Raw genomic sequence first — 16,554 nt, 5'->3', positions numbered from 1 at the left:
ATGGCTAATAATCACAAGGTAATGACAGTTCGCGTAGATCAGCTGATTCTTTCACCTGAACTATCCGTTGACTATCGTCACGTCTTGACCAGTTTGCGATATCGATCGAACAGCTTTTCTTCCATCCCCCATGACATTCTTCTTGAATTCATTATGGCCCACCCACCAATTGGGTATATGGATGGCGAATACTTTCACGTGATTAGCAATATCAGAACACTCGGTATCAAACCCTTCTTACCAGAAAATGCTCAGATTCGAGTTATAGTAGATGAGACTCTCTGTCAGTCCGACATTGAGCTTATTTCAGTGCAGAGAGAATTGTTCAACTTGATCGTTTTCAGTATGAATGGACAGATGTTTGCGAGCGCATTAGCAGGTTTGTGGGATGTATCAGCCAATGCCAGATTTAAAAAAATATTTTCGACGGTCGTCGGCTTAGGCAATATGCAGCAGCGAGCCTTAGGGATAGTGAGTGAAAATTCCCCTTGGGCAGCTATATAGCGGCAGGTGAGCGTGGTGTCATCATGACGCGTGATATCGGCCTCTTCAAGCAAATAGCGGTTGTCTAACCAGTCAGCCCAGTGCTGCTCAAGCGTCGTTTGGCGTTCACCCTCTTGCCAAATATAGAGCCTGGAGCGGTGTCCATGGGCAATACGTTGGCAGTTACCTAAGTGGCGTTTTAGCCCATGGCTATAGCCGTAAGCTGCGCCTTCAATCGCTTCATCGCTTAAGCTTAGCTTCACATAGTGCACGTTATCCGGCCGCTGCGACGTGAGAGTGCTACTTAGCAAATCCGCGACATTTTCAATGGTAATCGTTTCCCAGGGGAGTAACGTAAATGCCTCGGCGGGGCCGCGTACTTCCAGTTTGTAAGGAGTCGTCGTTCGAACGCAAACGCCTTCGGAACACTCACTGACCTCAACACCTTGCGCTTTAAGGGGGATTAGCAGTGTATGGTCTAGGCCACTGTCGAGGGTGCGTTTGATCCAAGGCTTCACTTCACCAAAGTCAAACAGCATACCGTCTTCACCTAGCTCACCATCCAGTAGGGCATCCACTTGCCAGCTGCACCCCTTCAAGCCTTTTTCCGGGCACCAAAGAGAGACATCAATATGGGTCAGGTGGTTAACAAATAGAGACATTACTCAAATCCTGCGATTTTGTGCGTTTGCAGCGAAAGACGCCACTGTGGATTAGCCATGCAGTAAGCGGTCGTTGATTGAACCGTCTGTGTATTGAGCTGCTCACTGCCGCGATCCATAGGCTGTAAAAAGAAATGACCAAAGTCTAATGAGGTAAAGTTTTCTGGTGGCGCGTCGGGCTGGTGGTAAACCAGCTTTAGCTCGTCCCCTTGGGTGACGGCAAGGGGATTAGCTCCCTTGGGGCTAACGCATAACCAATCGATACCTGGCGGGGGAAGAACGGTGCCGTTGGTTTCCACCGCAACGTCGAAACCACGGCTGTGCAATGCCGCTACCAGCTCGGCATTAAGCTGTAACAGTGGCTCTCCCCCAGTGAACACAACATAGGGTGTTGCCCGGCTGGTACTTTGGGGCCAAAGTGCATGGATATGCTCGGCCAGAGCGTTTGCCGTGGCAAACTTGCCGCCATTAATACCGTTAGTGCCGACGAAGTCTGTATCGCAAAATGTGCACTGGGCGCTAGCGCGGTCAATCTCTCGGCCTGACCAAAGATTACAGCCGCTGAAGCGGCAAAATACACTGGCACGGCCTGCTTGGGCACCTTCGCCCTGGAGCGTGTAAAACGCCTCTTTCACCTGGTACATCAGGAGATCCCTTGCGAATCGTCGTTTGCATATGCAAGTGGGTCGATTGCTTGATTAGCGGCAAAGGCGGCCAAGCGTTCGCGACAGCTTCCACATTTGCCACAGGCGAGTTCGCGCCCTTCATAGCAGGTCCAGGTGTCGCGATAGTCCAGGCCCATAGCGAGCCCGTCACGTAAAATCTCCGCCTTGGTAGATTGAAGGTAAGGGGCGTGGATAGTGACGGGTTTAAAGTTAGCGATACCAGACACATGGTTCATGGCCTGAACAAATTCAGGACGGCAGTCGGGATAGAGGATGTGGTCTCCTCCATGGGCACCATAATCGACCCGCTGGGCACCAATATTGACCGCTTTAGCAATGGCAAGCGAGAGGAGGATCATGTTGCGGTTTGGAACGACCGTGGTGCGCAGGTTGTCTGCCGCATAGTCGCCTTCTGGCATGGCCATGGTGTCGTTGGTTAATGCTGAGTTATCGATCAGACCGTGAATGGCACGTATATCGATGACTTGATGAGGCACCTTTAGCTGTTGGCATACGTTTTGTGCTGTTATCAATTCTCGTGCGTGGCGCTGCCCATAATCAAACGAGAGAGCATGAACGGTAAGGCCTTCTTTTAAGGCGCGGTGCAGAACAGTGTAGGAGTCCATGCCGCCTGAGTAGATCACGACGGTGGTTGACGCGCTAGCGTCAGGTGTAGCGGTAGGTGACATACAAGATGCTCATTGTCGGAGAATTTATCGTGTGCTTGCCGCTTGGCAAGGCAGTTTTCCGGGGTCCGGTCCGGAAGTGCGGCAGTGTACGCAATGTGGTGTGTTATGACCAGTAGAGAAGCTTTGAGGGGCGCTATGTCGTTGAGTATGTCGGTATGGTTTGGCATGTTAAGCTGTTTATTCCAGCTGTTAGAGACAAGCTCATGGCCACCATAGAACATAGTGAGATTATCAAAGCGTCCCCAGAGCGTGTATTTGAGTTATTGCGTCGTGTTGAAGATTTTGCGGATTACTCTGACCTAATTCGCTCAATCGATACGCTTGGCAACGATCGTTACCGCTGGCATGTGCGGGCGGTCGGAATGGACTGGTCGTTCGATGTGGAAGTGACAGAGATTCAGCCTCCTCATGTGTTGGCATGGGAGTCGTTGGAAGGGGTCAAGAATCAGGGACGCTACCAGCTGCGCGCGGTGCCCGAAGGTACGAAGGTAGAGTTAACGCTACGCTATGAAATCCGTAATCGTTTAATGGAGAAAGCGGTTAATAAAGCGGCCAAGCCGCTAGTGGGTAAAGTTAGCCGCCAAATACTCGAACGGGTTGAAGCTCGTCTGCATGAATAATTTTACACGCTACTCATGGCGCTGGGTCGCTGGCTTCGCGGTTGTGGCGATGCTCGCTTATGTTTGGCTATGGTACTCCCCGGATCTGCTAGAGGTAAAACGCTGGGCAGCCACGATGTCTCATCATCCTGTAGTGATCGTGGGTGTTATGGTAATCATGGCGGTCACGTTAGCCATCGGGCTGCCAGGGAGCATTGGCCTATGGTTAATTGCTCCCTTTTATTCGCCGTTAATTGCGACATTTATGTTGACGATTAGCAGTGTTGCTGGCGCATGGGGGGCATACCAGTTAGCGGCGCATGCGGGCGACCGCTGGAACCCAAAAGGATTGACGCTCAAGGTTATGAGCACGTTAGAGGCGCGTAGCGATCTTCTTACTCAGTGCGCGCTGCGTGTCTTGCCGGGATTCCCCCATTCGGTGATCAATTTTGCAGCCGGTTTGCGGCGCATTGCGCTGGGCCGTTATCTACTCGCGGCAGCGCTTGGCTTATCGGTGAAATGGGCAGTATATAGCAGTGCTATTTATGGCGCGCTAGAAGCGATTGAAGAGGAGGATGCTTTTCAGCTTGACGTTATATTCCCTCTTCTAGCACTCACGTTGCTGCTACTGGTGGGAGGCTGGTTCAGGCGCCGCGTTGAGGCGGCGCGAAGGTTTTAACATTCTGTTAGTTGATGCACTGTTTTGTGCAATGCAGTCAATTAGGCATTTTTGTGCATTGAAGCATCTAAGTGGTCGACAACTTCTGCCCAGTCGGCATCCTCTTCGACGGCTTCGCGTAAAAACTCCGCTTGGCCTTCGTTCCAGCAGGGTGCATCTGCTAACGCCATCTCTTCGGGTAGCGGGGAGTGGCGCTGAATAAATCGCTCAATGGATTGAGCGTCTGATGGTAGGCCGAGCTGCTCAAAAAGCTCGCTAAAATGGTGTACGGGTTGTTCCATATTTTGCTTTCCTTTCCAGTGGTTAACGTACACTTAAACATAGCGTGAATGAGCGACTATGCCAGTCTCTTTTATCAACGACGGATTAGCGTTCGCCAACAAGGGGCGTTAAAAAGCGGTGGCGTTGGTCTTCTAGCGAGAGCGGCTGCGCAAGCAGATGTACCAGCTTGGTATAGGCTGCTTCAGGCGTCATATCATCGCCTGAGAGTACGCCAGCGTCTAGAAGACCATCGCCCGCTGCATAGGCGCCAAGATGAATACTTCCTTGCGGGCACTGGCTGATTGCGGCGATCATTTTTCCCTCGCCGCTGGCTTCGGCGATCATGGCAAGCAGCTCCGGGTTGCTGGGAAGGTTGCCCGCTCCCCATAGCTGTATGAGCGCACCTTTGCACCGCGAATCCCCCAGCATCGCTTTGAGTTGCCAAGGGCTAATGCCAGGCCATAGAACGACTCTTGCGACTTCTCCCTGGGCCAGTGGTCGATAGTCAACTAGCTCAAATCGCGGGGCGCCACGCTGTTGGTAGGCCAGCCCGCGGCTAGGATAATGTATGAAGTCATCCCCTATCCGTTCGCCAAGTAGAGGATAATTAGGGGAGGAGAAAGCATCGACTGCCTCACTATGCTGCTTAACGGAGCGCGCGCCGCGTAGCAGTCGATTAGCAAAATAGATGGCGACTTCTTGCAGCGCTGGTTGCGCGGCAAAGTAAAACGCGCCGTATAGGTTATCCAGGGCATCGCTACCTGCGGCCTCTAGTGGCTGCATAGCGCCCGTTAACACCACAGGACGATCAATTCCCTGTAGTTGATAGGCGAGACTAGATGCTGTCCAGCTTAAGGTATCGGTGCCATGAATAATTACGAAACCGCAATATTTGTTTAGATTGTTGGCAATATCTTTCGCTAACTGCTGCCAGTGAAACGGCGTGGCAGCACTTGAGTCAATTAGCGATGCGTAGCTAATGACATCATAAGCGGGCAGGCTTTGCTGTTTTGACAGGGGAAGCGTGCTGAATGCTTGGTGTAGGCGTTCACCAAAATTGCCGCCAGGGGATAAGCCATTGGCCTGTTGCCACATACCAATGGTGCCACCGGTATAAATAACTAGCAGGCGATCTTTAGTCGGCGCAATAGACGTTAAAGATGAAGTCGTGCTCAAAGTTCTATCCTAAAGTGTTTGAAGGCTGCGCTCATGAGGTGCTGTTATTGGTTAGCATAGTGAGTCATTTAGTTGTTATGTACTAACAGTTCGCCCGATTGATCGTCGAGTTGACGTCTACGGCCGGCGAGCAGCGCAAAGCCGCAGCAGACTGCAATCAATAAAATAAGTAGCCAGGCAATGTCAGCAATGTTGGCCCCTGCTTGGAGCATCAAACCCACGCCAAATGGCCCAAGGGCTGCAAGGGTGTAACCGCCACCTTGAACGAGGCCTGATAGCTGTCCGGCTAAACGGGAAGTAGCGGTTCTCAATACCAAAAGGCTAAGCGCTAAGCTGAAGCTGCCGCCTTGGCCTATACCCAGTAGTGCTGCGCCGGGCCACTTCCAGACCAGCGGTGCGATGAGCAGCATCCATAGGCCAAGTGCTGTGCTGAAAAGCACCAATAGCAGCGTGGGGCGTTGGTCCTTACCCAGGCGTGCTAGCCAAGGGGCGGCAAGGGCAGCACCTAACTGACACATAATGGAAATAGACATTGTCCAGCCCGCCGCCGCTTCACTATAGCCGCGGTATACCAATAAGGTGGGCAGCCAGCCGAACACGATATAGGCCATTGAGGACTGGATACCCATAAATAGCATAACGTGCCACGTCAGCGGTTTGCGTAGTAAATGTAAGAGCGGTGCGTTTGATGCGGTGGGTTGTTCTGAATGCTCGGCTTTGGGAGCTTTTACGATCCAAAGAAGAAGTGCTACAAGCGCCAACAGTGACCAGCTCATTAAACTCAACTGCCAGCTGCCTAGCCATTGCATAAGCGGAACGCTAAGGCCAGCCCCCAACGCACCTCCAAAGCAGAGCGCCATGGTGTAGAGACCCGTGAGTAAGTCGGCACTTTCGGGCAGCTCGCGTTTCACTAGGGCGGGCAGCAGCGTGCCACTAATGCCGATGGCGGCGCCAGCCATAGCCGAGCCTATAAACAAACTGCCCGGCAGCGGTAGGCCCCTCAGTATTAGTCCACTGGCTAATAATAATAGCGCACCGCTTAACGCGCGTTCACTGCCAAGCCGGTGGGCCAATAGCGGTGCAAGTGGGGCCGATAGGCCCAAAAAAAGCACCGGTAACGTGGTGAGGATGCCGGCCGCCACCGGTGTTAAACCGGCGGTTTCTTGTAAGCGGTTTAGCAGCGGGGCAACCGACGACATAGCAGGGCGTAAATTAAGCCCTACTACGAACATCAGTAAGATGAACGTTAGCGCACGACGAGAGACCATAGAGAGTGCTTATTGAAGGTGTGGACGTAAATCACCACGCACGGCATCAAGTAGAGTAATGAAGTGATAGTCCTGAGGAGTATCCAAACAATCTACCCGAACCTGGGTGCGCATTCCTTTATTGATATCTAATTTATCATAGATTTCGAGGGTGAGCTTGCGTGCCGGTTTATCGCCAGGAGCGATAATGCCTTCTTCAAGGGTAAACGTTTCAAGCAGGGTCACGCGCACTCGCGTGCTGTTGCCTTCGCTCAGTACACGCCGTACGAAGAGCCAGCCTTCGCAGGGTAGCGCGTCATTGCTGTCGCGCTCGCGTAAAAAAAGCGTGCGATAGCAGGCGCCTTCTATCGATGCCTTTTCAGCCATGCTGCGATAGGCTTGAAGCACTTGTCCCGAAGACGCACGCGCATCTTCCAGGCGCTGTGATATACCCTGATGTTCACGACTCAACTGCTCTTGATGCTGAAAGGCAAGCCACTGACGGTATTCATTAATTAGTTGCTTCGACGCCATAATCACTCCATGAATCAATTCAGCGGTAATGCCGGAATATGCAAGGCGCTAACCATCGCATATTCCTTCTCGGCAGGCTAGCGGCGGGCGCGACGGCGTTCGCCGCCTGACGGCGCAGAGTGACCTTCGGACTTACGCTTAGCGCGGGGTTGTCGCTGGCCACGGCGACCGTTTTCTATGGGTTCAGGTTTCGCATTGGGGTCAGGTTCGAAACCGGGCTCGATACGCTTGGGAAGTGTCTGCTTGATTAATCGTTCGATGCCGCTAAGCAAGCCATGCTCGTCAACACAGACCAATGATATGGCTTCACCATTGCTGCCAGCACGTCCCGTGCGACCAATGCGGTGCACGTAGTCTTCCGCTACATTTGGCAGGTCAAAGTTCACTACATGAGGAAGTTCATTGATATCCAGCCCGCGTGCGGCGATATCGGTAGCCACTAACACTTGCAGATCCCCGCTTTTGAAAGCGCCCAATGCCCGCGTCCTAGCGCCCTGGCTCTTATTACCATGGATGGCCATCGCAGGAATGTCTTGCTTTGAGAGCTGTTCTGCTAAGCGGTTCGCACCATGCTTGGTACGTGTAAACACCAACACCTGGAACCAGTTATGCTGTTGAATCAAATGGGCGAGCAGTTCACGCTTTTTATCGCGATCAACGCGGTAAATGGCTTGCTCTATTCTTTCGGCAGTGGTGTTGCGTGGTGCAACCTCAATTAGCGCGGGGTTGTCCAGTAGTTGCTGGGCGAGCGCTTGAATTTCATTAGAAAACGTCGCAGAAAACAGCAGATTTTGACGCTTCTTAGGCACTAAGCGCAGTATCCGTTTAATGTCATGAATAAAGCCCATGTCGAGCATACGATCGGCTTCATCGAGAACCAGGATTTCAACCGCCGACAAATCGACATGGCCTTGCTGATGAAGGTCCAGCAGTCTGCCGGGTGTGGCAACCAAAACATCCAAGCCCGCTTTCAAGGCATCTACTTGGGGCTGCTGACCGACGCCGCCAAAAATAATATGAGAGCGCAGCGCAAGGTGTTGGCCGTAAGCGGAAACGCTTTCACCTACCTGGGCGGCTAACTCTCGGGTGGGAGTGAGGACAAGAGCTCTTACTTGGCGCTTGGCAGGGCGTTTGCCGTTAGCCAGCCGCTGCAGCATAGGTAGCGTAAAACCAGCTGTCTTACCTGTGCCGGTTTGGGCGCTGGCGAGTAGGTCACGCCCCTCCAGCACAACGGGGATAGCCTTTAATTGAATAGGGGTTGGCTGGGTATAGCCTTGCGCGGTAACGGCGCGCAGTAAATCGTCGTGCAGACCAAGTTCAGAAAAGCTCATGCGTTCTCCGCAATCACCTAGCAAGTCACACCGATAGGCGGCGGTTTGCTAAGCGTAATGTTCAAAAAGCGAGGATGATACACCGTCGCGGCAGCGAAGTTTGCCAGATAAAGTGCGCAGCCGCGATGGACATTTATTAGCCGTAAAAGGCAAGCACGTATGACAAAGCCTTGTTCGGAAGTGACGGGGTAGTGCTGAAAAATAACGGTGATACACCGCTACAGTGTATCACGATTGCTAGCTGACGGTGCCTTTCAACGCGGTTATTGGTGGTTAACGTGTTGCGTATAAAGGCTGGTAACCCGCGCATGGCTGGCGGCAGGCAGTGGCAGCGAGGCTACTTCATCGGCGCTAAGCTCAAAGAGTTGGTTGGGGTGTGCTATGCCCGCGTCAAACAGCTGTGTCGCCGTGGCAGGCCCAATGCCGTCTAGTGTCATTAGTGGGCCGGTAAAGTTTTCGAGAATACGTGCTTGCTGCTGGGCAAAGCTGGGCGCGCTGTATATTTCAAGAGCCTGTTCAGCAATGAATCGTTCGATACGCTCCAGGACCTCGATGGTCTCAGTCGACACTCCTTGAGTAGCTAGCACGTCAGTGAGTGCCTCGTGGCTGTGTTGGGCTTTTTCTAGTAACGAGAGTGACAAGTCACCTCCAAGCCATGCCTCAAGAGAGTGCGTCATGTTGGCAAGATGGTTGCAAAGCGCCTCAACGTCAAAGGTGTTGTCGTCACTATTCATAACGCATCCTTGTTCGGGTCTTTTAAGTAGCCTGAGTCTCAGTTTAAGAACGTTTTTTAAAAAACCAAATAAAGGTTATGCATTTGCACATTTAAAGGACGTTTGGGACGCTATTCAAAATAGTTGCCTTGGAGAAGCTGGTTCGCAATCTGAGCGGCACTGTTGGCCCAGCTGGTGCTGAGCGCGCGAACGAGTGCTGGGTAGCCATCTTCATTGAGCTCTGTCTTAGCGGTAAAGCTCTTCAATGCCAGCAACTCATTGCTGGCGGTTCTGAGTTGCCACTGGCCACTGGCTACCGCAACACCATCGTACCTGCCTTGGAACTGGTCAATTTCCAGTTGCAACGTGAGAGCGTTGGATGCATTGCTCTCCTCTCGGACGACCTGGGTCGTGGGGAGTTCATGCGCCAAATGTGCCCGTAGAGTGCGCTCTAGCTGGCGGGCGAGGCTTTCTGCCCATTGATGCTCCCGCGCTTCATTAAGGGTAATGTCATCTAACTGCATCACAATACCGTCGACATCTAAATAATGCGCTAGCCGCAGCGAGCGTACGTGCAGTGTGCCTTGAGGCTGGGCAGGGGCGTCTACCGCCGGGCTGCTGGGTAGCATGTAACGTGCGGGTGGGGTAACGCTGCTTGCACAAGCCGAGAGCAAAAGGCTTAGGCTAAGCAACGGTAAAATGTTCGCTAGATAGCGCATGATAACTCCTTGTTAGCGTGGAGCACGGGGTATTGGGTCCTGGGTATCCAGGTTATCGAACAGCAACGCCCTTGGGTTTTCATTTAAGGTTCGGGTGAGTGGCTGTAAGTCACGCATTAAACGGTCTAAGCGTTGGATCGCGGTGGTTAGCTCTTGATAGGCGGGCGATGAGGGTGAAACGCCTTGTAGCGTGCTGCGTAGCTCATCAAGCGTAGCGTTAAGGTTGCCACCAATGGCTTGAGTATCTGGATCATTTAACAGTTGGTTCATGGACGCGCTAACCTCACGCACCTCGTTGAGCACGCTTTCGGAGGCTTGCAGGTTGCGATCCAGGCCAGCGAGTAACGGCTCTACCTCTAATCCATTAAGTTTATCCAGCAAATTGGTCACCTGGGCTTGGATTTGGGCAAACCCGCCTGCCACCGTAGGGAAAACAGTGCGCTCTGAGAAAGACTCTGCCAAATACTGGTTTGCTAAATCACGCTGGAAATTAAGATCCACAAAGAGAGCACCCGTCAGCAAATTGCCATTTTTTAATGAAGCGCGCAGACCCATGCCGAACATACGTTGAAAGCGTTCTTCCCACATTTCTAAATCGATATCTTCGTTTTCAATCCCTAGCCGTTGCGGTTCAATACGGATGAGTACGGGAATGGCAAATTGGGCTCTTGAATCGGGTTGTGGAGCAGTAAAATTCCAGGGAACTGCGGCAACGGTGCCCAAGCGAACTCCACGAAACTCCACAGGTGCTCCCTTAGAGAGACCACGTACCGTATCCTCAACCAGTAATACGTATTCAAGATAGCGGTTAAAGGTTCCTTCGCGGGCGCTGTCCTCATCCACATAGAGGCTAAAACTGGCATTGGCTTCTACAGGGCGGCCCATGGGGAGGTCTTCGGGAACGCCGAAGGTAACTCCACCCCCCAAGAGTGCTTCGAGGGACTCCACATTGACACGCACGCCGTCGGCATCTAATCGAAAATCAACGCCACTGGATGTCCAAAATCGGGTGCTGTCCGTTACAAGCTGCGCATAGGGCTCTTCTATGAAGACCTGATGATGCATGGTGCGAGATTCAGGCTCAAAGCGGGTGTCTTCAACACGACCTACGGTATAACCTTGGAAAGAGACTGGGTCGCCTACGCGCAGTGAATTGCCCAATTGGCTGACTAAGCGGATTTGCAGGCCCGCTTGGCCTGCAGGCGCGACCGGTGGAACGTCGCTGACCTGAAACTCCCGGCGTGGCTCTTCCGACCTGCCTGGCTCAAGTTGAATATAAGCACCCGAAAGCACGGTGCCAAGGCCACTGATGCCTTCTCGCCCGATGCGCGGTTTGACGACCCAAAAACGGCTATCTTCACGAAGCATCGCCTCGGCTTCAGGCTGAATACGAGCAGTCAGTACCGCGTGAGAAAGGTCGTCGGATAATCGCACACTCTGTACACGGCCTATTTCAACGTTACGGCTACGGATTAATGTGCTGCCCGCCTCAATGCCTTCGGCATTTTCCATATTGAGCGTGACCAGCGTGCCGCGGCTTGAGTAGTTGTCGTATACCAGCCACATGCCAATAATCACGGCGACAATGGGCACAATCCAGATAGGCGAAAGCCTGGTTTGAGGCGAAGACTTCGCTCTGTGCAGGTTATTCTCTTCTGAAGGTGTTGGTTTTTGTTGCGGAGTTGAATCATTAGCCATCAACAGGTTCCTTGGTGGCCGTTTTACGGCGATCAGAGCGTGGTGGTGGGGCGTCCCAGATCAGGCGTGGGTCAAAAGTTATGGCCGCTAACATGGTGAACACTACCACGGCTCCAAATGCTAATGCAGCTGGTCCGGGAGTAATCGACATTAATGAGCCTGCCCTTATGAGGGCAACTAAGATGGCGACGACAAACACATCGACCATTGACCAGCGGCCGATAAACTCGGTCAGCCTGTAAAGCCTGGTACGGCTTTGGGCGTTTAGTTCGTTGCTGCGCTTTATCACAAGGCAGAGCCACGCCAAGGCCACTAGCTTACCTACCGGCACAATGACGCTTGCAATAAAGATAACCGCGGCCACCGGCCAGGAGCCCATTTGTAGCAACTGCACCACCCCGCCAATAATGGTGGATGGCGTTGTGTGCCCTAGACTGGTGGTGGTCATGATGGGGTAGACGTTAGCGGGGATATACATAATGGTGGCGGCAAAAAGCAGTGCCCAGGTGCGCTGTAAGCTGTGAGGTAAGCGCTGATGGAGCTTCTCATGGCAGCGCATACAGCGGCTCTTGCTTGGCGAGGAAAGCCGATTGACTAAGCCACAGGTAGGGCACCCGGTGACGCCTTGACTTGCGCCAGTGGTGCCGGTTTTTGTTCCCTCAGGCGCAAGGGGTTCACCCTCCAGCGAGAACCACATCCAGTCGGCGTCAAGGGACTGTGACGTCTTGAGTAATAACACTGCAAAAATGCAGAACGACCAAAAAGAGATACCCAGCTCAATCTGCGCCATGCCCGCGATTTTAATAAGGCTCACTAGCGCGCCGATGATGAAGACATCAGCCATCATCCAAGGGGTTAAGTGGGTGAGAGAGCGCGCTATATCTCGGCTGAAGGGCATGGGCTTGGCGCGTAAAAGCCCATATTGAAGCCAAATGACACCCACCAAATAAATCGCTGGTAGCACGACAATCGTCATGATGACCGCAATGGCGACAACGGGTTGATGAAAGGTGATCAATGTCGTCGCGGTCTGTGAGAGTTCAATGCGATTGCCCACGCCTCCTAAGTTAAAGCTGACAAAAGGAAACGATATCGCGATGAGCAGGGCAATAAGTGAAGCGAGTGCTAATGCCATGCTGCGCTGGGCAGGATAACGGTTACGCTTCACCAGTACATGAGAGCAGCGCGGGCAAGTGGCTTTCTCGCCAGACTTAAGGGGTGGAAGGGCGGACACCCAGTCACACTCATGGCAGGCGCGCAATCGCCTACGCTGAACGCGTATTTCAGGCGGCGAACGGTCGACGAGCGGCGTATTAACCGGCAACGGGCGTCTTTTTAAAGGGCTGTGGGTCAACAGGAACTCTCAATGCATTAAGTAGTTAAAGCTAATACGATGGTGTGCCGGGCTGTCAAACAGATGAATAAACTCTACTTGACGGACGTGTAGCGTTGGACAAGGATGCATCCGCGATAGTGCCTAACATTACGACATTAAGGAACTGAAATGTTGCTTGCTTATCTAGCGGTGTTGGTGGGGTTGATCCTACTTATTTGGAGTGCCGAGAAATTTATTGATGGTGCCGCAGCCACATCACGCTGGCTTGGGCTTTCTCCACTGCTGATTGGCATGCTTGTGATCGGCTTTGGGACGTCTGCGCCTGAAATGACCGTGTCGGTGCTGGCCGCTTTGCAGGGAAACCCCGGTTTAGCGGTAGGTAATGCGTATGGCTCAAATATTGCCAATATCGGTCTAGTGTTGGGTTTTGTAGCGCTTATCGCGCCATTGGCAGTGCATTCAGACGTCATTCGTAAAGAGATGCCGTTATTAATTGCCGTCATGCTTTTAACCGGTGTCATGCTGTTTGATGGATGGATTTCACGCTGGGAGGCTCTGATATTGCTGGTCGCGCTAGCGCTCTTTATTGGCGTGAGTATCGTTCGCTCTCGCAGTCAAGTGGATGATCCACTGGTAAAAGAAGTTGCAGAGACGCTGGATAGTAAGCCTATGTCCCGTGGCAAAGCGCTCATGTGGACACTGGTGGGTTTAATTCTTTTGATTGTGAGTTCGCGCCTATTGGTATGGGGAGCGGTTGAGATCGCCGTGGGTTTTGGTGTCAGTGATTTGATTATCGGTTTGACGGTGGTTGCAATAGGCACTTCGTTGCCAGAGTTGGCATCTTCTATTAGTGCACTGCGTCGCAAAGAGCACGATATGGTGCTAGGTAACGTTGTAGGTTCCAATTTATTCAATAGCTTAGCAGTAGTGGGGCTAGCTGGGGTTATTCACCCCATCGAAGCGGGGCGTGAGGTGCTGGTTCGCGATTGGAGCGTTATGACGGGGATGACACTGTTGATGGTTATCTTTGCATTTTCCTGGCGCGGTCGCCCACGTCGGATTAACCGGTTAGAAGGCGGTTTTTTGCTGGCGCTATTTCTTGCATATACGGGCTATATGGTGAGTATCGTTGTCGCTAGCTGACGCGCTTTTATCTCTGCGTCAATGCGACACAGTTCAGCGGCAAACTTTCTCTGTATAGCTTTTGTCGAATCTGTAAGATAACCGGAATTAAAAGAATAAGCTTAGTGCTTATAACTAAAATGCAGTGCCACTTAGGCTCAACTAAGCTTGTGTGACCCCTTTGAGGGGATAATTGTTCAGGTCTTAGGAGAGTGTGATGGAACTCGACCCCCTGGTGTTATCGCGGATACAGTTCGCCTTTGTTGTATCGTTTCACGCTATATTCCCTGTGTTTACCATAGGCTTAGCCTCATATATTGCTCTACTGCACGGCCTCTATTTTAAAACCAAAAACCCAGCTTGGGACCGTTTGTCGCTGTTTTGGACAAAGGTCTTCGCTGTGGTGTTTGGCATGGGGGTGGTGTCGGGCATTGTGATGTCGTTCCAATTCGGTACGAACTGGAGCAACTTCTCCCAGGCCGCATCTAACTTTTTGGGGCCTGTACTCAGCTATGAAGTGGTTACGGCCTTCTTCTTAGAAGCGGCTTTCCTTGGGGTACTGCTGTTTGGTCGAGGAAAAGTGCCGCAGGGTGTGCATCTGTTTGCCGCAATTATGGTGGCCGTTGGCACGTTTATCTCATCATTCTGGATTCTCTCCGCCAACAGTTGGATGCACACACCGGCAGGGGTCGAACTGATTGATAACCGCTTCCATGTCGTGTCATGGATGGAAGCTATTTTTAATCCCTCCTTCCCCTACCGCTTTGCCCATATGGCCATGGCATCCTTCCTGACCGGCGGGTTTGTTGTCGCAGGGGTTAGCGCGTGGTTTTTATTGAGAAATCGCGATCCAGAGGCGAACCGCCGTGCACTCTCGATGTGCCTGTGGTTATTGCTATTCCTGGCGCCCGCGCAAGCTGTTGTGGGTGATTATCATGGTTTAAATACGCTTGAGCACCAGCCGACTAAAGTGGCGGCGATGGAGGGGAATTGGGAAACATCCACCAACGTACCGCTTCTGTTATTTGCTATCCCTGATCAAGAGGCGCAAACCAACCGCTTTGCCTTGGGAATCCCTAATTTGGCGAGCATTATTTTAACCCATTCGGCAGATGGCGAGGTGCCAGGTATTTCAGAGGCCGCACTTGATGAGCAGCCGCCGGTAGCCATCGTTTTTTGGGCTTTCCGAGTGATGGTGGGTATCGGCCTGTTAATGATTGCCGTGGCGTTCGCGGGCTTAATTTTACGTCGTAAAGGAGGTATTTATCATAATCCTGTCTTCCTGAAGGCGTTAACAGGCATGATTGCGATGCCTTTTGTCGCGGTGTTGGCCGGATGGGTGGTCACCGAGTCAGGCCGTTCGCCTTGGTTGGTGTATGGCATGATGACCCACGCCGAGGGGGTTACGCCGTCGCTAACAGGCGCGATGGCACTATTTACCCTGATTGGCTACGTATTGGTCTATGGCGTGGTGTTTTACGCGGGTATTTACTACCTCACGCGGGTTGTACGCAATGGCATGCTGCCGCAAGAAGAGCGTGAAACAGCAGGTGAAAATTTTCAACGGCCTATGCGCCCCATGTCTGCTTCTCATACACCCTTTGATGATGACGTTGATCCGGTTAGGAGCTAAACATGGAAATGTTTGATTTAACACTAATATGGGCGTTCATTATCGGCTTTGGCATCATGATGTACGTCTTAATGGATGGGTTTGATTTAGGGCTTGGAATACTCTATCCCTTCGCCCCAGACGAAGATGCCCGGGACGTTATGATGAACTCTGTGGCGCCGGTATGGGACGGCAACGAGACCTGGTTAGTATTAGGTGGAGCGGGGCTGCTAGGCGCATTTCCACTGGTGTATTCGGTGTTCTTGCCGGCACTTTACATTGGGGTTTTTCTGATGCTGGCAGGCCTGATTTTTCGCGGTGTAGCCTTCGAATTTCGTTTTAAGTCACGTCGTAACCGTCGCTGGTGGAATCGGGCCTTCTGCTGGGGATCCGCTGTTGCCGCTTTTGCCCAAGGGGCCGTGGTGGGGGCATATATTCAGGGATTTCGCGTTGAAAATTTCGCCTTTGTCGGCGGTGCCTTTGACTGGCTCACCCCGTTTTCGGTTGTAACGGGGTTGGGCTTGATGGCGGGCTATGCACTGCTGGGCGCCACGTGGTTGATCTTAAAGTCTGAAGGTCATATTCAGGAGTGGGCCTACAAGATTACTCCCTTGCTGCTAGCCCTTGTATTGGGCGTATTTGCGATTATTAGTTTATGGACCCCCTTCGTTGACCCAGCAGTTTGGGAGCGTTGGTTTGGCCATTTACAAATCATCTGGGTGTTCCCGGCACTTGCTCTGCTGTGTGCCTTTACAGTGTATCGGGCGGTTAAGCAGAGAAAAGAGAGTGTTCCGTTTATCGCCACAATAGGTATCTACGTATTTACTTACCTGGGTCTTATTGTTAGTAAATGGCCGGTTATTGTACCCCCAGATCTGACAATTTGGGATGCTGCCTCGGCGCCAGAGTCTCAGCTATTTCTGTTGGTAGGTGTCGTGTTTGTTATTCCCATTATTCTCACTTATACCGCGTGGACGTATTGGGTGTTCCGCGGCAAGGTAAGGGTTGGGGATGGGTACCATTAGCCC

General features: G+C 52.3%; 17 protein-coding genes. 5 read left to right on the top strand and 12 right to left on the bottom strand.

Annotation, left to right across the window (positions count from 1 at the left end; all coding sequences use genetic code 11):
* Positions 1–284 precede the first annotated feature (284 nt).
* From LOS15_RS06990 to queC, 3 genes are read right to left on the bottom strand one after another with little or no spacing between them, the layout of a single operon-like run.
* A complete protein-coding gene (locus tag LOS15_RS06990; protein ID WP_263069115.1) occupies positions 285–1,145 on the bottom strand; it encodes a 6-carboxytetrahydropterin synthase in 861 nt (286 codons plus the stop codon).
* Positions 1,145–1,789, bottom strand: a complete 645-nt coding sequence (gene queE / locus LOS15_RS06985; protein ID WP_263069114.1) for a 7-carboxy-7-deazaguanine synthase — start codon at positions 1,787–1,789, stop codon at positions 1,145–1,147. Before queE ends, LOS15_RS06990 begins: the two co-directional genes overlap by 1 nt.
* Positions 1,789–2,499, bottom strand: coding sequence for a 7-cyano-7-deazaguanine synthase QueC (gene queC, locus LOS15_RS06980; RefSeq protein WP_263069113.1), 711 nt, complete (start codon positions 2,497–2,499; stop codon positions 1,789–1,791). Before queC ends, queE begins: the two co-directional genes overlap by 1 nt.
* A 203-nt stretch (positions 2,500–2,702) precedes the next feature.
* Between queC and LOS15_RS06975 the strand changes: the two genes are divergently transcribed.
* Both LOS15_RS06975 and LOS15_RS06970 read left to right on the top strand, forming a co-directional pair.
* A complete protein-coding gene (locus tag LOS15_RS06975) occupies positions 2,703–3,119 on the top strand; it encodes an SRPBCC family protein (RefSeq protein WP_263069112.1) in 417 nt (138 codons plus the stop codon).
* Complete coding sequence (locus LOS15_RS06970) at positions 3,112–3,777, top strand: VTT domain-containing protein (protein ID WP_263069111.1); 666 nt, start codon at positions 3,112–3,114, stop codon at positions 3,775–3,777. The genes LOS15_RS06975 and LOS15_RS06970 overlap by 8 nt, the downstream gene beginning before the upstream one ends.
* A 41-nt stretch (positions 3,778–3,818) precedes the next feature.
* On the opposite strand, the gene LOS15_RS06965 is transcribed toward LOS15_RS06970, so the two are convergent.
* The 9 genes from LOS15_RS06965 to LOS15_RS06925 all read right to left on the bottom strand — a co-directional run bounded on the left by LOS15_RS06965 (position 3,819) and on the right by LOS15_RS06925 (position 12,810).
* Positions 3,819–4,058 (bottom strand): DUF2789 domain-containing protein, encoded by a 240-nt coding sequence (locus LOS15_RS06965; protein ID WP_263069110.1) that lies wholly within the window; start codon positions 4,056–4,058, stop codon positions 3,819–3,821.
* Positions 4,059–4,143: 85 nt separating this feature from the next.
* Complete coding sequence (locus LOS15_RS06960) at positions 4,144–5,214, bottom strand: asparaginase (protein ID WP_263069109.1); 1,071 nt, start codon at positions 5,212–5,214, stop codon at positions 4,144–4,146.
* Between the two features lie 68 nt (positions 5,215–5,282).
* Positions 5,283–6,482, bottom strand: coding sequence for an MFS transporter (locus tag LOS15_RS06955; protein ID WP_263069108.1), 1,200 nt, complete (start codon positions 6,480–6,482; stop codon positions 5,283–5,285).
* 9 nt (positions 6,483–6,491) lie between these two features.
* Positions 6,492–6,995, bottom strand: coding sequence for a hypothetical protein (locus LOS15_RS06950; RefSeq protein ID WP_263069107.1), 504 nt, complete (start codon positions 6,993–6,995; stop codon positions 6,492–6,494).
* Positions 6,996–7,072: 77 nt separating this feature from the next.
* Positions 7,073–8,326, bottom strand: coding sequence for a DEAD/DEAH box helicase (locus tag LOS15_RS06945; RefSeq protein ID WP_263069106.1), 1,254 nt, complete (start codon positions 8,324–8,326; stop codon positions 7,073–7,075).
* Positions 8,327–8,589: 263 nt separating this feature from the next.
* Entirely contained in the window at positions 8,590–9,060 is a 471-nt protein-coding gene (locus tag LOS15_RS06940; protein WP_263069105.1) for a helix-hairpin-helix domain-containing protein, read from the bottom strand.
* A 110-nt stretch (positions 9,061–9,170) separates the two neighbouring features.
* Entirely contained in the window at positions 9,171–9,758 is a 588-nt protein-coding gene (locus tag LOS15_RS06935) for a membrane integrity-associated transporter subunit PqiC (protein ID WP_263069103.1), read from the bottom strand.
* 12 nt (positions 9,759–9,770) lie between these two features.
* On the bottom strand, positions 9,771–11,456 hold the full coding sequence (pqiB, locus tag LOS15_RS06930; RefSeq protein ID WP_263069102.1) for an intermembrane transport protein PqiB: 1,686 nt from the start codon (positions 11,454–11,456) through the stop codon (positions 9,771–9,773).
* On the bottom strand, positions 11,449–12,810 hold the full coding sequence (locus LOS15_RS06925) for a paraquat-inducible protein A (protein WP_263069101.1): 1,362 nt from the start codon (positions 12,808–12,810) through the stop codon (positions 11,449–11,451). Before LOS15_RS06925 ends, pqiB begins: the two co-directional genes overlap by 8 nt.
* 150 nt (positions 12,811–12,960) lie before the next feature.
* On the opposite strand from LOS15_RS06925, the gene LOS15_RS06920 reads away from it, so the two are divergent.
* The 3 genes from LOS15_RS06920 (at position 12,961) to cydB (ending at position 16,551) form a co-directional block, all read left to right on the top strand.
* Complete coding sequence (locus LOS15_RS06920; RefSeq protein ID WP_263069100.1) at positions 12,961–13,935, top strand: calcium/sodium antiporter; 975 nt, start codon at positions 12,961–12,963, stop codon at positions 13,933–13,935.
* A gap of 196 nt (positions 13,936–14,131) precedes the next feature.
* Positions 14,132–15,547, top strand: coding sequence for a cytochrome ubiquinol oxidase subunit I (locus LOS15_RS06915; protein ID WP_263069098.1), 1,416 nt, complete (start codon positions 14,132–14,134; stop codon positions 15,545–15,547).
* A 2-nt stretch (positions 15,548–15,549) separates the two neighbouring features.
* Positions 15,550–16,551 (top strand): cytochrome d ubiquinol oxidase subunit II, encoded by a 1,002-nt coding sequence (gene cydB / locus LOS15_RS06910; RefSeq protein WP_263069096.1) that lies wholly within the window; start codon positions 15,550–15,552, stop codon positions 16,549–16,551.
* Positions 16,552–16,554 lie beyond the last annotated feature (3 nt).

Source organism: Halomonas sp. 7T (assembly GCF_025643255.1).
GTDB lineage: Bacteria > Pseudomonadota > Gammaproteobacteria > Pseudomonadales > Halomonadaceae > Vreelandella.
Note: the sequence above shows the minus strand (reverse complement) of the source record. Positions and strands in the feature narration are given on the sequence as shown.

Excerpts from the sequence above, each read along its gene's own strand:
- LOS15_RS06990 (WP_263069115.1), bottom strand. The coding sequence starts at position 1,145 with ATGTCTCTATTTGTTAACCACCTGACCCATATTGATGTCTCTCTTTGG.
- queE (WP_263069114.1), bottom strand. The coding sequence starts at position 1,789 with ATGTACCAGGTGAAAGAGGCGTTTTACACGCTCCAGGGCGAAGGTGCC.
- queC (WP_263069113.1), bottom strand. The coding sequence starts at position 2,499 with ATGTCACCTACCGCTACACCTGACGCTAGCGCGTCAACCACCGTCGTG.
- LOS15_RS06975 (WP_263069112.1), top strand. The coding sequence starts at position 2,703 with ATGGCCACCATAGAACATAGTGAGATTATCAAAGCGTCCCCAGAGCGT.
- LOS15_RS06970 (WP_263069111.1), top strand. The coding sequence starts at position 3,112 with ATGAATAATTTTACACGCTACTCATGGCGCTGGGTCGCTGGCTTCGCG.
- LOS15_RS06965 (WP_263069110.1), bottom strand. The coding sequence starts at position 4,058 with ATGGAACAACCCGTACACCATTTTAGCGAGCTTTTTGAGCAGCTCGGC.
- LOS15_RS06955 (WP_263069108.1), bottom strand. The coding sequence starts at position 6,482 with ATGGTCTCTCGTCGTGCGCTAACGTTCATCTTACTGATGTTCGTAGTA.
- LOS15_RS06950 (WP_263069107.1), bottom strand. The coding sequence starts at position 6,995 with ATGGCGTCGAAGCAACTAATTAATGAATACCGTCAGTGGCTTGCCTTT.
- LOS15_RS06945 (WP_263069106.1), bottom strand. The coding sequence starts at position 8,326 with ATGAGCTTTTCTGAACTTGGTCTGCACGACGATTTACTGCGCGCCGTT.
- LOS15_RS06940 (WP_263069105.1), bottom strand. The coding sequence starts at position 9,060 with ATGAATAGTGACGACAACACCTTTGACGTTGAGGCGCTTTGCAACCAT.
- LOS15_RS06935 (WP_263069103.1), bottom strand. The coding sequence starts at position 9,758 with ATGCGCTATCTAGCGAACATTTTACCGTTGCTTAGCCTAAGCCTTTTG.
- pqiB (WP_263069102.1), bottom strand. The coding sequence starts at position 11,456 with ATGGCTAATGATTCAACTCCGCAACAAAAACCAACACCTTCAGAAGAG.
- LOS15_RS06920 (WP_263069100.1), top strand. The coding sequence starts at position 12,961 with ATGTTGCTTGCTTATCTAGCGGTGTTGGTGGGGTTGATCCTACTTATT.
- LOS15_RS06915 (WP_263069098.1), top strand. The coding sequence starts at position 14,132 with ATGGAACTCGACCCCCTGGTGTTATCGCGGATACAGTTCGCCTTTGTT.
- cydB (WP_263069096.1), top strand. The coding sequence starts at position 15,550 with ATGGAAATGTTTGATTTAACACTAATATGGGCGTTCATTATCGGCTTT.